This is a genomic window from Halomonas sp. ISL-56 (genome assembly GCF_018612805.1).
GTDB lineage: Bacteria > Pseudomonadota > Gammaproteobacteria > Pseudomonadales > Halomonadaceae > Vreelandella.
In genome coordinates, this window is the sequence record NZ_JAGGRO010000008.1 from 25,416 (window position 1) to 39,627 (window position 14,212).

15 protein-coding genes are annotated in these 14,212 nt (G+C 56.5%); 4 read left to right on the top strand and 11 right to left on the bottom strand.

Features of this window, described 5'->3' with window-relative positions; translation table 11 throughout:
* Positions 1–96 precede the first annotated feature (96 nt).
* A complete protein-coding gene (locus J7J49_RS06230; RefSeq protein WP_064233907.1) occupies positions 97–624 on the top strand; it encodes a C40 family peptidase in 528 nt (175 codons plus the stop codon).
* 27 nt (positions 625–651) lie between these two features.
* Positions 652–1,842: an MFS transporter gene (locus tag J7J49_RS06235; RefSeq protein ID WP_064233909.1), complete on the top strand. Its 1,191-nt coding sequence runs from the start codon at positions 652–654 to the stop codon at positions 1,840–1,842.
* Here J7J49_RS06235 and J7J49_RS06240 read toward each other — a convergent pair.
* The 5 genes from J7J49_RS06240 to J7J49_RS06260 are packed head-to-tail and all read right to left on the bottom strand — an operon-like array spanning position 1,839 to position 6,720.
* Positions 1,839–2,453, bottom strand: coding sequence for an ABC transporter ATP-binding protein (locus tag J7J49_RS06240; RefSeq protein WP_064233911.1), 615 nt, complete (start codon positions 2,451–2,453; stop codon positions 1,839–1,841). The two genes, J7J49_RS06235 and J7J49_RS06240, sit on opposite strands and share 4 nt — an antisense overlap.
* Positions 2,446–3,279 (bottom strand): ATP-binding cassette domain-containing protein, encoded by an 834-nt coding sequence (locus tag J7J49_RS06245; protein WP_215091089.1) that lies wholly within the window; start codon positions 3,277–3,279, stop codon positions 2,446–2,448. The genes J7J49_RS06240 and J7J49_RS06245 overlap by 8 nt, the downstream gene beginning before the upstream one ends.
* Before the next feature lie 50 nt (positions 3,280–3,329).
* Positions 3,330–4,148, bottom strand: coding sequence for an ABC transporter permease (locus J7J49_RS06250; protein WP_215091091.1), 819 nt, complete (start codon positions 4,146–4,148; stop codon positions 3,330–3,332).
* The gene (locus J7J49_RS06255; RefSeq protein WP_251048175.1) at positions 4,145–5,101 is read right to left on the bottom strand and encodes an ABC transporter permease; all 957 of its coding nucleotides are present in this window, start codon (positions 5,099–5,101) and stop codon (positions 4,145–4,147) included. Before J7J49_RS06255 ends, J7J49_RS06250 begins: the two co-directional genes overlap by 4 nt.
* An 11-nt stretch (positions 5,102–5,112) precedes the next feature.
* On the bottom strand, positions 5,113–6,720 hold the full coding sequence (locus J7J49_RS06260) for an ABC transporter substrate-binding protein (protein ID WP_215091095.1): 1,608 nt from the start codon (positions 6,718–6,720) through the stop codon (positions 5,113–5,115).
* 98 nt (positions 6,721–6,818) lie between these two features.
* Here J7J49_RS06260 and nikR point away from each other — a divergent pair, with 98 nt between their 5' ends.
* Positions 6,819–7,220 (top strand): nickel-responsive transcriptional regulator NikR, encoded by a 402-nt coding sequence (gene nikR, locus J7J49_RS06265; protein ID WP_215091097.1) that lies wholly within the window; start codon positions 6,819–6,821, stop codon positions 7,218–7,220.
* 73 nt (positions 7,221–7,293) lie between these two features.
* On the opposite strand, the gene J7J49_RS06270 is transcribed toward nikR, so the two are convergent.
* Positions 7,294–7,776, bottom strand: a complete 483-nt coding sequence (locus J7J49_RS06270) for an FKBP-type peptidyl-prolyl cis-trans isomerase (protein ID WP_007111084.1) — start codon at positions 7,774–7,776, stop codon at positions 7,294–7,296.
* A gap of 176 nt (positions 7,777–7,952) precedes the next feature.
* On the opposite strand from J7J49_RS06270, the gene J7J49_RS06275 reads away from it, so the two are divergent.
* The gene (locus J7J49_RS06275) at positions 7,953–8,231 is read left to right on the top strand and encodes a hypothetical protein (RefSeq protein WP_215091099.1); all 279 of its coding nucleotides are present in this window, start codon (positions 7,953–7,955) and stop codon (positions 8,229–8,231) included.
* 114 nt (positions 8,232–8,345) lie between these two features.
* Here J7J49_RS06275 and J7J49_RS06280 read toward each other — a convergent pair whose 3' ends face one another.
* The 5 genes from J7J49_RS06280 to purB all read right to left on the bottom strand — a co-directional run bounded on the left by J7J49_RS06280 (position 8,346) and on the right by purB (position 14,203).
* A complete protein-coding gene (locus J7J49_RS06280) occupies positions 8,346–8,816 on the bottom strand; it encodes an outer membrane lipoprotein (protein WP_064233918.1) in 471 nt (156 codons plus the stop codon).
* A gap of 307 nt (positions 8,817–9,123) precedes the next feature.
* Entirely contained in the window at positions 9,124–10,722 is a 1,599-nt protein-coding gene (locus J7J49_RS06285) for an isocitrate lyase (protein ID WP_215091101.1), read from the bottom strand.
* A 411-nt stretch (positions 10,723–11,133) separates the two neighbouring features.
* The gene (locus tag J7J49_RS06290; protein WP_215091103.1) at positions 11,134–11,562 is read right to left on the bottom strand and encodes a GNAT family N-acetyltransferase; all 429 of its coding nucleotides are present in this window, start codon (positions 11,560–11,562) and stop codon (positions 11,134–11,136) included.
* Entirely contained in the window at positions 11,562–12,749 is a 1,188-nt protein-coding gene (locus tag J7J49_RS06295) for a cupin domain-containing protein (protein WP_215091104.1), read from the bottom strand. The genes J7J49_RS06290 and J7J49_RS06295 overlap by 1 nt, the downstream gene beginning before the upstream one ends.
* Positions 12,750–12,817: 68 nt before the next feature.
* Positions 12,818–14,203, bottom strand: coding sequence for an adenylosuccinate lyase (gene purB, locus J7J49_RS06300; RefSeq protein ID WP_215091106.1), 1,386 nt, complete (start codon positions 14,201–14,203; stop codon positions 12,818–12,820).
* Positions 14,204–14,212 lie beyond the last annotated feature (9 nt).

Sequence of the window (14,212 nt, forward strand, 5' to 3'; positions counted from 1 at the left end):
TTCCCACGCCCCGCTGTGACCGCTGTCCGTGTTGTAAGTGTTTGTTTTATAGTTACATTGGTTGCTGGCTGTGCAGGTTCTGCGCGACAGAGCAATATGCAGGCCCCTGAGAATTACTTCTCGATGACGTTACCGGGAATGGGGGCGAACCCGCAAATGTCTCCGGTTGATCCTATCGATGCGCATCTGCGCAGTTTGCAAGTACCGCCGCCAACAGTGATTCGCGAGGCGCTGTTGGCTCAACATCAGCGCTGGGCAGGAACGCCTTACCGAATTGGTGGCACCTCAGAGAGAGGCATCGACTGTTCGGCCCTGGTTCGCAATGTTTACCGTGACACCTTTAATTTAGAGCTTCCGCGCTCCACCCGTGGCCAAGTACACGAGGGACGCTCGATCGACCGCCAAGAGCTGCAGGCGGGCGATCTGGTGTTCTTCCGCCCGCCGGGTCGCTATAACCATGTGGGGATCTATGTGGGCGATGGTTATTTTCTCCACGCCTCGACCTCAAAAGGGGTGATTATTTCCAGCCTGGATAATAGTTACTGGCAGCGCTACTACTGGCAGTCACGTCGCGCGCTGGAGCCAACGCATCTGGCCCAGCTGGGCGGCAACGTTTTCCAGTAGCCGGACGTTTCTTACTCTAGGAATGGCATGATTGAAGCCAAAACGCGCGCCTGGTGGCGCGCCACCTTGGCGCTTTGCCTTGGCTCATTTCTTGTTTTTATCAATTTATACGCACCGCAGCCGCTGCTGCCAGGGTTAAAGGAGACCTATCAGGTCTCTACCTTAGGCGTCAGTCTGCTGATGTCAGCGTCGACTCTCTCCTTAGCTATTGCGCTGTTGGTCTTCGGCCCCCTTTCGGATGCTATTGGCCGCGAAGGTATCATGCGTATCACACTGCTGTTAGCAGGCGGCTGTTCGATTGCCTTGGCCTTTGCCCCCACCTTTGAAAGCTTGCTGCTGCTACGCCTGGTGCAGGGCTTTGTGCTGGGCGGTCTGCCAGCAGTGGCGATCGCTTGGATGGGCGATGAGTTTGACAAGCCTGCGCTGTTAAGCGCCGTAGGGCTCTATATTGGCGCCAATTCCCTCGGTGGCATTAGCGGACGTATTGTCGGCGGTAGCGCCGCTGAAATAGGCGGCCCCACCGCGGCATTCCTAGCTGTAGGCCTTATGACGCTTGTCGGCTGTGTGCTATTTTGGCGCCTGTTGCCCAATAGCCGTGCCTTTATTCCCCAGCGCTTCGAGCTGCGCAAAGCAGTAAGCGATTTAGTCACTCATTTACGCAACCCGGTGCTGCTCGCCGCTTACTGCTTAGGGGGTATCAACTTCCTGATTTTTATTAATCAATACAGCTATATCACCTTTCGGTTGGCGGCAGCGCCGTATCAATTAGCCGCCAGCGGTCTGGGGCTGATTTTTTTGACCTATCTCGGCGGTACCTTCGGTTCGATGATTTCTGGGCGGCTGGCTGGGCGGTTTTCTCCCGCAGCATGCATGATGGTGGGGGTAGTGACGTTAATGCTGGGCACGGCGATTACGTTAGCGGACTCGCTGGTGCTGATTATCATCGGCTTAACCGTCAATGCCTTCGGCTTTTTCCTGGCCCATTCGTTGGCCTCCAGCTGGGTAGGCCGTTATGCCCAGGGCGCCCGGGGCAGCGCCTCGGCGCTTTACTTGGTATTTTACTATGTGGGGGCCAGTTTGGGCGGCTTCTGGCTGGAACCTTTCTGGCAATGGGCCGGTTGGTTGGGCGTCACCATAGGCTCGTGGCTGCTGCTAAGTATCACGCTAATGATTGCTTTAGGCCTATGGCGTTTTGAGCGTCGTCAAACTATTAGCTAGATGCTCGTCAATTGACCATCGCTTAAGTGCAAGCGCTGTGGGCAAAGCCGTTCCAGCAGGGCGCTGTCGTGACTAATCACCAGCACGCCAAGCTGGCGCTGTTCCGCCTCTCGTTTTAACGCCTGCCAAAGCTCAAGCTGGGTAATCGGGTCGAGCATGGTGGAGATCTCATCAGCGACCAGAAAGCGCACCTCCGGGGCGAGTGCCCGCAACACGCATACCCGCTGTAACTCTCCCCCCGATAGTGATTGTGGAAAGCGCGATAGCCAGCTTGGCTGCACGCCAAACGCTTGGCACTGGGCGTCGGAAGGTGTCCAGGCTTCCCGCAGTATTTTGCCTACCCGCCAGCGTGGGTTGACCGCCAGCTCCGGCGATTGTGGCAGCCACTGCACGGGCTGCACGCCGCTTTTCGGTAGCGCCGCGCCATCCAGCGTGACAGCGCCCGTTTGAGGCGCTAAATAGCCCGCTAGCAGTTTGCCCAGCGTTGATTTACCTGCCCCAGAGTCGCCGCTTAGCCCTAGCCATTGACCCGCGTTCAGCGTCAGTGAAAGAGCCCGCAGCAATGGCGCGCTGTTAGCAAACTGAAAACGAAGTTGGTGCGCTTTAAGCAACGTCTGCCTCCTGTTGCAGCTGTGGCGTCCGGCTTGTCTCGCTGGTCGAAAAGTGATTATCCGGTAGCGCCTGCCACAATGCCTTTGAATAATCATGGGTTAGCGAGTCGCCGGTGCCTTGAAAAGCATTGACAGGCGCGGTTTCAACCCGCTTGCCGGTACGCATAATGGTGACGCGGTCAGCAATCGGTAGGGCGTGGCGCAGGTCGTGAGTGATTAACATCACCGTTTTGCCTTGGTCGGCCAGCCCGCGCAGAGCTGCTAACACACGCTGGCGCTGGTGTGGGTCAAGACCCACGCTGGGTTCGTCTGCAATCACCAGCTTGGCTTGGCTGACATGGGCCATGGCCGTCAACACACGGCGTGCCATCCCGCCGGAAAGCTCATGGGCATAGGCCTGCTGTGCACGGGCGTCTAGCTGATAGTGGTCGAGGGCTTGTTGGGAAGAGCGCCAAGCGTGGGCTGATGATTGGCCTGCGCGCTGGGCCGCCCAGGCCACCTGGCGTTGCGTACGCACCAGCGGGTCTAAGGCGCTTAGCGATTGGGGAATCAGCGCCAGCTCTCGGCCGCGAAGCTGGCGTTGGCGAATGTCATCGAGTGGTTTTCCTTGGTAGTAAAGCTGCCCATTCAAACGCGCGGGTGTCGGTAGTAAACCCATAATCGCATAGGCCAACAGACTTTTTCCGGCACCGGAGGCGCCCACCACTGCATGTACCTCTCCAGGGGAAAGCGTTAGTGAAAATGCATCCAGGCAGGTGGCCCAGTCGCGCTTCCACCAGGAGGCATACAAAGGCAGCTGTAGCGATAATTGATCAATCGTTAACACGGTAGGCCTCCTATCAATAGTTTTTACAGCTAGCGGTTTTCTGAAAAGTGCTAAAGCGCACTGCGCAAGCGGCTGGAAAGGCGCTCGAAACCCAGCACCATCAGTAACAGCCCCAAGCCGGGAAATACCCCCAGCCACCAGTAGCCGCCGCTTAGGTAACGCATGGCGTCGGCCAGCAGCACGCCAATAGCGGGCTGGCTGGGGCTTAGGCCAAAGCCCAAAAAGGTCAAGGCGGCTTCGTGGAGAATCGCATGGGGAAATAACAGTAGCGCGCCGACCAAACAGTGAGGAAGCAAATGGGGGAGCAGGTGGCCATGGAGCACAAACCAGCGCGATTTACCCAGCGCACGAGAAATGCGCACATAAGGCGCTTGACGCAGTTGCAACAGCTCGGCGCGCAGCACCCGGGCCAAACTCGGCCAGTGGGTGACAGCCACGGCAATAATCACTGCTTGGGTGCCGCCGCCCAGGGCAAAGGCGATTAGCATCAATAAAATCAGGTGGGGCACGTTGAGCAACGTATCAATCAGCAGGCTTACCAACGCATCCAGGCGCGCTGACAGCGTGGCCAGCGTTGCCAGGCTCAATGCAATCAGCGTGCTCAGTAGTGCCGCCAAGCAGCCCACCCAAAAGCTTAACGCCAGCCCTGCCAACGTGCGCGCCCACAGTTCCCGGCCTAGTGCGTCGGTACCCAGCCAGTGGTCAACGCTCGGCGGGGCCAGCCGAGCGTCAAACTGCATCTGCTGGGCTGCATCACCTAATAGCCACTGGCTAGCGACCAGCCCCGCGACCAGCAGAACGGCGACGCCCAGGCTGAAGGCGGCACGCAGGCGCGGTTGAGTATTCCGGTTTGTTAGGGTGAGTCTCATAGGTTCCCCTGCTTAATGCGGGGGTCTATGACACCATAGAGCGTATCGGCGATCATATTGCCGACGCTGACAAACAGTGCGGTAAAGAGGGCAATGCCCAGCAGCAGTGGAACATCACTACGCAGACCGGCCGCCACTGTGGCTTGGCCTAGTCCTGGGTAGGCAAATACCTGCTCGATCAATATGGAGCCGCCAAACAGCTCGCCCAGCGAGGCAAACGCCAGGGTAATCGCCGGTAAGCTGGCGTGGCGAAGACCGTGGCGCCAGGCCACATCGAGGCGGCTGGCGCCCTGGGCGAAGGCGTGGATAGCAACGTCTGAGCGCATTAGCTCAAGCATACGGGCGCGGGTGTGCAAAGTGATATTGGCAATGCCCAGCAGAGCCAGGGTGGCGATCGGCAGCACGAGATGGTGAAGGCGTGTAGCAAGAGTGACATCTTGGCTTAAGGTGCCCGCTGGGCCAGCGCAGCAGGTGGGTGTCCAGCCTAGCGTTACTGAAAAGAGCAGCACAGCAAGTATCGCCAGCCAGAAGGCGGGGGTGGAGGCGGTCAGGTAGGCATAGGTGCTAATAACTTTATCCAGCCTGGAGCCCTCTTTGGCGCCGGCTACAACGCCAAGGCTAAATCCCAGTAGCGCCGAAAGTAGCCAAGCGCTGCTTAATAGTGCAATCGAGCGCTGAAAGCGCTGACCAATCACCTCGCTAACCGGCTGGTTATACACATGGCTCCAGCCTAAATCTCCGGCCGCTAATTGCCGCAGCCAGTGGCCAAACTGGACAGCAGGAGACTCATCAAACCCCCAGCGCTGGGCGATTAATTCGCGCTGCTCAGGGCTAACCTGGGCCATCTGAGGGCCTAGGTAGGCATCGATTGGATCGATAGGCGAGGCCATCATTAGCCCAAACGAGACCAGTGCCACGCACAGCAGCACCAGGCTCAGGCGTGACAGCCGCATGGCGAGAAGCACTATTCCTCGCACGTCCAACGCCACTCAAGCAGGTTAGCAGTGATCGGCCAGCCGTGGCCGTGGGGCGCTACGCCCAGCTCGCCAACGTCCAAGCAGCTATCGGCAAAGTAGACGTGCTCAAGATTGACCAGCCAGGCCCAGCTAGTTTCGCCGCGCAGGCCATAGCCGGTCGTGCCATCCCACTGGGCGGCTTGCCAGTACTGATTGGCTTGCTCGGGGCTGTCAGCCGCCTGGGCGGCGTCAAGGTGGGCATCAACTTCCGGGTTGGCGTAAAAGCCGCTGTTATAGAAGCCATAGCCCGCATGCTGGCTATGGAAAAGGTAGTAAATTTCCTGAGGACTGTGGCTGCCATAGCCGAACATGATGGCGTCCTGGTGCAGCGCTTCACGCTGGATTTCGTCCCAGTGGCGGCCGGTGGGCTGCATCTCAATACCCAGGGGGCGCACCATTTCGGCGCTGACTTCCGCGAGCAGCTGCCGGGTGGTATCGCTGGCGGGGTAGGTAAGTCGAAAGCTAGCGGGCAGGCCCTCTTTATAGCGCAGGCCATCGTCGTGCAACGCCCAGCCTGCGGCATCCAGTATCTCTCCAGCACGGGCCAGGTCGGGCGCGTCGACATGTTCTTCGTCATCGCTCCAGGCTAGGCCATCGGCAGGGCCGAACGCGGGGCGGCCGAATCCATGTAGCGCTACCTCGACCAGCGTATCGCGGTCGACGGCAAGGTTGATGGCTTGGCGGATGGCAAGGTCGGCGGTCACATCGTTGCCAATCGGTGCCCCTGATTCAGCGTGCTCGCCATTGGCAGGCTGCATGGGGAACAGAATGCCACGGTTATCGACGCTTTCCATGATGACCCGCTGCATATGCGCCGGTACATTGGCCGCCAGCGCTGGCGGCACCGTGGCGATATCAACCTGGCCAGCATGGGCGGCACTTAGCGTGGCGTCTTCACCGGTAAATCGAAATACTAGCCGTTCAAAGGCGGGCGTCGGGCCGTAGAAGTAAGGATTACGTTCAACAATCAACTGCTCGCCTTCCTGCCACTCGACCAGTTGATAGGGGCCGGAACCCAGGGGCTGGCGGCCATACTGCTCGCTATAGCCGTTGTCACGTTCGGCGCTCGGCACAATCCCCAGCGTCATTAGCTGATCAACAAAGGTGATATGAGGGGCGCGGAGATGAAGCGTGACGGTATACTCATCCACGGCTTGCGCATGATCCAGAGCACTTAGGTCGGCACGCCCACCTGCCTTGGCCGCTGCGTTGAAGGTATAGGCCACGTCTGCAGCGGTCAGCGGCGTGCCGTCGGCAAAACGGGCATCGCCGCGCAGGGTGAGTGTCCATGTTAGACGATCTTCAGAAAGTGACCACTGGGTAGCCAATTCAGGCTGTGGCGTAAGGTCTCTGCCCCGGGAGAGCAGCGTCGACTGGAACAGCGGATTGCCGTATTGTCCCCAGCCCAGTAGCGGGTCAAAGCCCTGCTCGGGCTCGCCGCCAATGGCGAGCACTAACTGCTCTTTTGCCTGCACGGCGCTCGTGGCCACTGAACAACCGAGGGCTAAGCAACTAAGTGCAATACCCAGTAAGATAGGCCGAGGTAATCCAGGCATCGCTTTATCCTTGCTGTCATTAGTATGATCTTTTATCAATAACATCATACTAGCGGCATGGGCGACACATGAAAAGTGAATCAATTGAGGGGGCGTGAATGCAGCGTGTAACGGTAACGCTTGATGAGGAGCTGCTGGCGGAGGTAGATACGCTGATGCATGAGCGCGGCTATCAGAATCGCTCAGAGGCAATTCGCGATTTGACCCGCAGTGGTTTAAAGCAGGTAAGGGAAGAGGCCGCACCGGATTCGCCCTGCATGGGCGCGCTGGTGTATGTTTATGATCATGCCGCCCGCGAGCTCTCCAAGCGTTTAACGCGCCACTCCCATGACCATCATGACCTGACGCTGTCGACCCTGCATGTGCATATCAATCACGACAGCTGCCTGGAAGTGGCGCTGCTCAAAGGCCAGGGGCGGGCGCTCAAACAGTTTGCCGCCGAAGTAACGTCGTCGCGAAGCGTGCGCCACGGGCAGCTTGTGCTGATACCCGATGAGTAGACAGGTTTGTTGTCAGGCATAAAAAAGGGCGACCCGATTGGGTCACCCTTTTTGCAACGGTTACGCGAGCGTCTTAGTGCTCAACGCCGCCTTCGCCGTGCACGTGGCCGTGCTCAACTTCTTCAGCGCTGGCTTCACGTACTTCAGCGATCTCAACATCAAAGTTGAGCTGCTGACCTGCCAGCGGGTGGTTGCCATCAACCACAACCGTATCGCCTTCGACTTTCTTGACGGTAACCATCAGCGGGCCGCCTTGGGTCTGGGCTTGGAACTGCATGCCCGGCTCAATGCTTTCAACGCCTTGGAACGCATCGCGCGGTACTTCTTGCATCAGCTGCTCTTGCAGCTCGCCATAACCTTCTTCAGGGGATACGGCAACGTTCAGCTTATCGCCTGCTGCACGGCCTTCCAGCTCTTTCTCAAGGCCTGGAATGATATTGCCGGCGCCGTGGAGGTAGGTAAGCGGCTCGCGGCCTTCGGAACTGTCTAGCACTTCACCTGCATCGTTGGTCAGGGTGTAGTGAAACGCGACAACCGAGTTTTGCGCAATTTGCATGGAATAACCTTTCGGTGAGTGCATGTTCCAATATGGTAACGCGTGTGGGCTGGCTTGTCAGGGGGTAGCGGCGCTTTTTCCTACTCACCACTTTCGGCGGTATTGCGCACCAGGGTGTCCAGGGATACCCTACGACCATCACTTTTTCCTTTACCCAATCACTTTTGGAGCATGCAATGACGATCTTGATTATTTGGCTTATCGCTTTCTGCCTGATTGCCTACTTTGCGAATCAGCGCTGGAACAGCGGCTTCAGCCAGGGGTTAGATAAGGTGTTGCCTGGTTTTTTGAAAACGCATGGCGATAACCGTTATCTATGGGTGATTACGTTGGCAGTGTTGGGCGCGACAACGTTAGTGAAGCCGGTTGATATGCTGCTGGTGGTTATTCTGCTGGCGCTTATTGGATGGGCAGTCATGGCGCTGGTGAACTGGGCGGGCAGCAAAGTTCACTGACTTCGCCGATAGTTACAAAACGGTCAAAAATAGCCATTAAAAAAGCCCGGCCATCTAATGTGATGGCCGGGCTTTTTTGATGTGATCAAGCGCTATTCATTAACGCTGCTTAAATCAATAAGGCGCAACGCTTACGCTACCACCACTACCGATCAGGCGAACACGCTGACCGGCTTGGAATTGGCGGTCTGCGCGCTGAACGACAACGATATCAGAGCCGTCGTCACGACGAATTTCCATCTCCAGCGCGTTGACGCGGTTAGTCGCATCTTCAGCGGCCGTACCTGCCACCGCACCACCGAGTGCACCAGCAACCGTTGCCAATTGACGACCAGAGCCACCACCGACTTGGTTGCCCAGAAGGCCACCAATGATCGCGCCACCACCACTGCCTAAAAGGCCGCCTGCACGGCTTTCTGCCTGAATCTGTACCGGACGAACCGCCACGATGGTGCCATAAGTGACGCTTTGGCTCGTTTTAGCCTGGTTACCGCTATAGACATCGCCAGAGTAGCCGGATGTGTTGGCGCAGCCAGCTAGGGTGAGAATGCTTAGTGCGGCAACGGGTAAAAGAAGACGTTTCATTAAAACCTCCAGGGTGTCTATGTTGATAACTGTCGCCCACATAGCTGTCATTCAGAGAACGGTTTGAGGAGCGATTGCAGTTATAGAACAGTGTTCGTTAAAGATAGCCGATGCTAATGGCTTTGACCAGCGATCGTTTAAAAAGATCAAAGCTGAGCAAGCTGTAGCCCAAAAATAGCTTAATCGAGAGTCTAACAGTGTATTAAGAAAACAGTGTGCAAATACCGCTAGACAAGTAAAAACAGGAGGCCTGAAGGCCTCCTGTTGTAGGGTTTGCATGGTGAGTTAAGGGGTTAAAACCTGCTCATTAGCCAAACTGATTCATGGTGTTGTCTTTGCCACCGGCTTTGAGCGCAGCATCGCCGTGGAAGAACTCTTTGTGGTCATCACCAATATTGGAACCCGCCATATCCTGGTGACGAACCGTGGCGATTCCCTGGCGGATTTCCTGGCGTTGTACGCCTTTTACGTAAGCCAGCATGCCTTCGTCGCCGAAGTAGCCTTTCGCCAGATTGTCGGTAGACAGGGCGACGGTATGGTAAGTCGGCAGAGTGATCAAGTGGTGGAAGATGCCCGCTTCGCGTGATGAGTCGCGCTGGAAGTTACGCGTCCACTCGTCAGCTAACTGACCTAGTTCGGTGTTGTCGTACTCGGCGCTCATCAACTTGTCGCGCTGGTAAGCTGACACATTTTTTCCCTCTTCCTGCCAGGCATCGAACACCTGCTGGCGGAAGTTCAGCGTCCAGTTGAACGACGGTGAGTTGTTGTAGACGAGTTTGGCATCCGGCACTACTTCACGAATCCGGTTAACCATGCTGGCGATCTGGCCAACGTGGGGCTTCTCGGTTTCAATCCACAGCAAGTCGGCACCGTTTTGCAGGCTGGTGATACAGTCGAGAATCACGCGGTCTTCGCCAGTGCCGGGTTTGAACTGGTAGAGGCCAGAGGCGAGGCGCTTGGGTTTCATCAGCTTGCCGTTCTGCTTGATGACAACGTCGCCGTTGTTGATATCGGCAGCGTTCTCAATCACATCGCCGTCCAGGAAGCTGTTGTACTGATCGCCTAGATCGCCTGGTTCATTGGTGACGGCAATTTTTTGCGTCAAACCAGCGCCGAGAGAGTCGGTGCGCGCTACGATTACGCCATCTTCAATACCAAGTTCTAAAAAGGCGTAACGTACGGCGTTGATTTTGGCTAAAAAGTCTTCATGAGGTACGGTAACTTTACCGTCCTGGTGACCGCACTGCTTTTCATCAGAGACTTGGTTTTCCAGCTGGATACAGCAGGCGCCCGCTTGAATAAACTTCTTGGCCAGCAGGTAGGTGGCTTCTGCGTTACCAAAGCCCGCATCGATATCGGCAATGATGGGGACGATATGGGTTTCATAGTTATCGATTTTGCTGATCAGTTCCTTCTGTTTGCCGCTGTCGCCCGCCTCTTTGGCTTCATCCAGGGCGCGGAACAGGTGATTGAGTTCCCATGCATCGGCTTGTTTTAGGAAGGTGTAGAGCTCTTCGATCAGATCCGCGACGGACGTTTTTTCGTGCATTGACTGGTCGGGCAGCGGGCCGAACTCGGAGCGCAGCGCGGCCACCATCCAGCCTGACAGGTAGAGGTAGCTACGTTTGGTGGTGCCAAAGTGCTTTTTGATCGAGATAAGCTTCTGCTGACCGATAAAGCCGTGCCAGCAGCCCAGTGACTGGGTGTACTGGGCGGTATCAGCATCGTAAGCGGCCATATCTTCGCGCATGACTTTGGCGGTGTAGCGAGCAATGTCCAGGCCGGTGTGGAAACGGTTTTGAGCGCGCATACGGGCAGCGTACTCAGGTTTGATGGCTTCCCATTTGCCGCCTTGTGCTTCGCGTAGCTGGGCCATGGCTTTGATATCGTCGAGCAGTCCTGTCATGAGCTTACCCTCTTTGGTCTTGATGATGTTTCGCAAATTAGCACTTACTTATGCTGCACCTGCGAAGTTGTATTCAGCATCATTGAATTTCGCGTTACTGTCACTAAGTCAATCGTCTCTAGGTCGATCGTCTCTAAGCCAATCGTCTGGGGTGCTAGCTTAGAGACATCAGTGCTAGAGGCATCTGATACAGCATTGCGGGCTTAAAGCATTCGCCATAACGCTGCAATGCAACAACTATCTACTAGGATCGCTCATTCAACAATTGACACTTGGGGGCACAGTGGGTTGTAACCCGACTACAGAGGGATAATAAAGCGGTAGGTTTGTGTAGTGGTTTTTCGTCAGGAGGGCGTCAAGTGAGCATAAAAAAGCACTGCCGAAGCAGTGCTAGAGATCAAACAAGAGGATCTATTCCGCGAGCGAAAGCGTCATTTCTCGATGGGGGATGCCCGCATCGAGAAACTCTTCGCCGTGGGCGACGAAGCCTAGCCGCTCATAAAACGTCAGGGCATGCACCTGAGCGCTAAGTGCCACCTGGGCGTGACCTGCATGGCGAGCCGCTTCAATAGCGGCCTGCATCAGCAGTACGCCAATGCCGGTGCCACGGGCATCAGCCAGCACCGCAACACGACCAATATGGGCATCGGGCAGCAGGCGTGCGGTGCCTACCGGCTGCCCGTCGAGGAGTGCTAGAAAGTGCTGGCACTCAGGATCCAGGCCATCCCACTCCTCTTCCTGGGGCACGTTTTGTTCGTCAATAAACACTCTACGGCGGATCTCGCTGGCCGCCTGTCCAAGCGTTTCCCAGTCACCCGTGCTTATGTGGGTAATCGCCATCAATACTCCTCGTCGTCACCTTCATCGCCCATAAAGCCCAGGCTCCCGGTATTGACCAACTGTGTGATGAGCGCAGCAGCACCGTCAAGTTCGAGGTCTTCAGCATAAAGCGGGGTAGAGTCGGCAAGGCGTTTAGCCAACTCAGCCGAGCAAGCGTGGCCATCGCCATCGACAAATAGCGTGGTGCCGCTGACGTCGCTGCGCCAAGCAAAGCGTGAGCCAGGCATATGATAGAGCGGATCGCCATCTTGTAGCTGAGCAACAAGCGCCACTTCGGTCATTGGTGCTTCAAGCGGTACCACTTGGTCGACATATTTTGGTTGCGTCATCACCCGGCCAAACCACTGGGCGACTTGGGTCGGGTTATCCAGCGTCGACATAATCAGCTGACGCATCCGCTCTACCGCAGCGTCGTCCAGTTCACCTGGCTGCAGGGCAGGCGCCATGCCCGCATCGCTGTAACGCTGAGAGGCAGGGAGCTGTTCGCCGAGGTAGTCCGCATATGAGGTGATCGCCTCATCGGCGGAGGGCGCACGAAAGCCCACCGAAATGGTCATGCAGTCGTCGCTCTGGCTGACGCCGTGATGCGCCCAGCCAGGGGGAAGATAAAGCATATCGCCGGGGTCAAGCACCCAATCTGAGTCTGACTCTACGGTAAATTCCTTCAGTATACGTAGATCGATACCCTGAATGATTGGCGCATCTTCCGTTAATTTGCCGCCCAACTGCCAGCGACGGTGACCGCTGGCTTGGAGTAGGAAAACGTCGTATTGATCGATGTGCGCGCCCACATTGCCGCCAGGAGGCGCGTAGCTGATCATTACGTCATCGAGCCGCCAGCGGGGAAGGAAGTCAAACTCATCCATCAGTGCTGCCACCGCGGGCACATAGTGGTCAACCGCTTGCACCAGTAGGCTCCAGTTATTTTCTGGCAGCCGTTCGAAGGTGGCTTCATCGAAGGGGCCGTGGGAGACCTGCCAGGGGCCATCCGGGCCTTCTTCTTCGACCAGGCGCGCTTCTACGCCAGGCTCGCAGGCAAGACCCGCCAGCTCATCGGCTTCAATGGGGCTGATGAAGTCGGGTATTGCGCCACGAATCAGCAGCGGCTTTTGCTGCCAATAATTGGCCAGAAAGTCTGCGGCGGTAAGGTCGCCTAGCAGGGTTAACGGCTTATCGTGATGGTTCATGGCATTCCCTGGCGTTAGTAAGTTAGCGTTATATGGCGCGTTATAAAGATGTCGCTATAAACATGTCGTTATAAACAGTTTAATTGTTGCGTCAATGCTTCGGCCTGGGCCTGGGCATTACCAATATAGTTGGCTGGCGAGAGCGCCTTCAACTCGGTTTTGACTTCGCCAGGCAGCTCTAACGTATCAATAAACGCCGCAAAGCCCGCTTGGTCAATACGTTTGCCACGGGTCAACTGTTTAAGTTTTTCGTAGGGCTTTTCGATGCCGTAGCGGCGCATCACCGTTTGGATGGGCTCGGCGAGCACTTCCCAGCTGTTATCCAGGTCAGCGTCTAAACGCTCGGGATTGGCTTCCAGCTTGCTGATGCCTTTTAGGCTGGCATGGTAAGCAATCAGACCATACGCCAAGCCTACGCCCAGATTACGCAGCACAGTGGAGTCAGTGAGGTCACGCTGCCAGCGCGAGATGGGCAGCTTTTGGGCGAGATGGCTAAGAACTGCATTCGCCAGGCCCAGGTTACCCTCGGAGTTTTCAAAGTCGATCGGATTAACTTTGTGTGGCATGGTCGAGGAGCCAATTTCGCCCTCAACTGTGCGCTGTTTGAAGTAACCCAAGGAGATATAGCCCCATACGTCGCGATCGAAGTCGATCAGGATCGTATTGAAGCGGCAAATGGCGTCAAACAGTTCGGCGATATAGTCGTGGGGCTCGATCTGGGTGGTGTAAGGGTTGAACGTTAGCCCTAAGCCTTCTATAAAGGTGCGCGCGTTAGCTTCCCAGTCAATCTGTGGGTAGGTGGTCAGATGGGCGTTGTAATTGCCCACTGCGCCGTTGATTTTGCCCAGCACTTCTACCGCTTCAATCTGCTTGAGCTGGCGCTTTAGGCGGTAGGCCACATTGGCCATCTCTTTGCCCAGCGTGGTAGGTGTCGCCGTTTGGCCATGAGTACGCGATAGCATCGGCTGGGCGGCATGGGCAATCGCCAGTTTGGCTATTTCGTCGGCGACCTCGTGCATGGTGGGCAGCATGGCGTTTAGGCCATCGCTTAGCATCACGCCGTAAGAGAGGTTGTTGATATCTTCGCTGGTGCAGGCGAAGTGAATGAACTCGGTGACCGCATGCAGCTCGGCTTGATCGGCAATTTTCTCTTTGAGGAAATACTCCACCGCTTTGACGTCGTGGTTGGTGGTGCGCTCGATCTCTTTTATGCGCTCGGCATCGCTGATCGAAAATTCACGAATCAACTGCTCTAGAAACGCGGTCGCTTCAGCGGACAGTCTCGGCACTTCGATAATTTGTGCGTGCTCAGCCAGGCGCTGTAGCCAGCGAACTTCCACAATCACACGAGCGCGGATCAAGCCAAATTCACTGAAGTGTTCGCGCAGGGCGGCGGCTTTAGTGGCGTAGCGGCCGTCAACGGGAGAGAGGGCGGTTAAAGCGGAGAGTTGCATGGCATCGTT

Coding starts and splice junctions, on each gene's coding strand:
- J7J49_RS06230 (WP_064233907.1), top strand. CDS start 97: ATGCAGGCCCCTGAGAATTACTTCTCGATGACGTTACCGGGAATGGGG.
- J7J49_RS06235 (WP_064233909.1), top strand. CDS start 652: ATGATTGAAGCCAAAACGCGCGCCTGGTGGCGCGCCACCTTGGCGCTT.
- J7J49_RS06250 (WP_215091091.1), bottom strand. CDS start 4,148: ATGAGACTCACCCTAACAAACCGGAATACTCAACCGCGCCTGCGTGCC.
- J7J49_RS06255 (WP_251048175.1), bottom strand. CDS start 5,101: ATGCGGCTGTCACGCCTGAGCCTGGTGCTGCTGTGCGTGGCACTGGTC.
- J7J49_RS06260 (WP_215091095.1), bottom strand. CDS start 6,720: ATGCCTGGATTACCTCGGCCTATCTTACTGGGTATTGCACTTAGTTGC.
- nikR (WP_215091097.1), top strand. CDS start 6,819: ATGCAGCGTGTAACGGTAACGCTTGATGAGGAGCTGCTGGCGGAGGTA.
- J7J49_RS06270 (WP_007111084.1), bottom strand. CDS start 7,776: ATGCAAATTGCGCAAAACTCGGTTGTCGCGTTTCACTACACCCTGACC.
- J7J49_RS06275 (WP_215091099.1), top strand. CDS start 7,953: ATGACGATCTTGATTATTTGGCTTATCGCTTTCTGCCTGATTGCCTAC.
- J7J49_RS06280 (WP_064233918.1), bottom strand. CDS start 8,816: ATGAAACGTCTTCTTTTACCCGTTGCCGCACTAAGCATTCTCACCCTA.
- J7J49_RS06285 (WP_215091101.1), bottom strand. CDS start 10,722: ATGACAGGACTGCTCGACGATATCAAAGCCATGGCCCAGCTACGCGAA.
- J7J49_RS06290 (WP_215091103.1), bottom strand. CDS start 11,562: ATGGCGATTACCCACATAAGCACGGGTGACTGGGAAACGCTTGGACAG.
- J7J49_RS06295 (WP_215091104.1), bottom strand. CDS start 12,749: ATGAACCATCACGATAAGCCGTTAACCCTGCTAGGCGACCTTACCGCC.
- purB (WP_215091106.1), bottom strand. CDS start 14,203: ATGCAACTCTCCGCTTTAACCGCCCTCTCTCCCGTTGACGGCCGCTAC.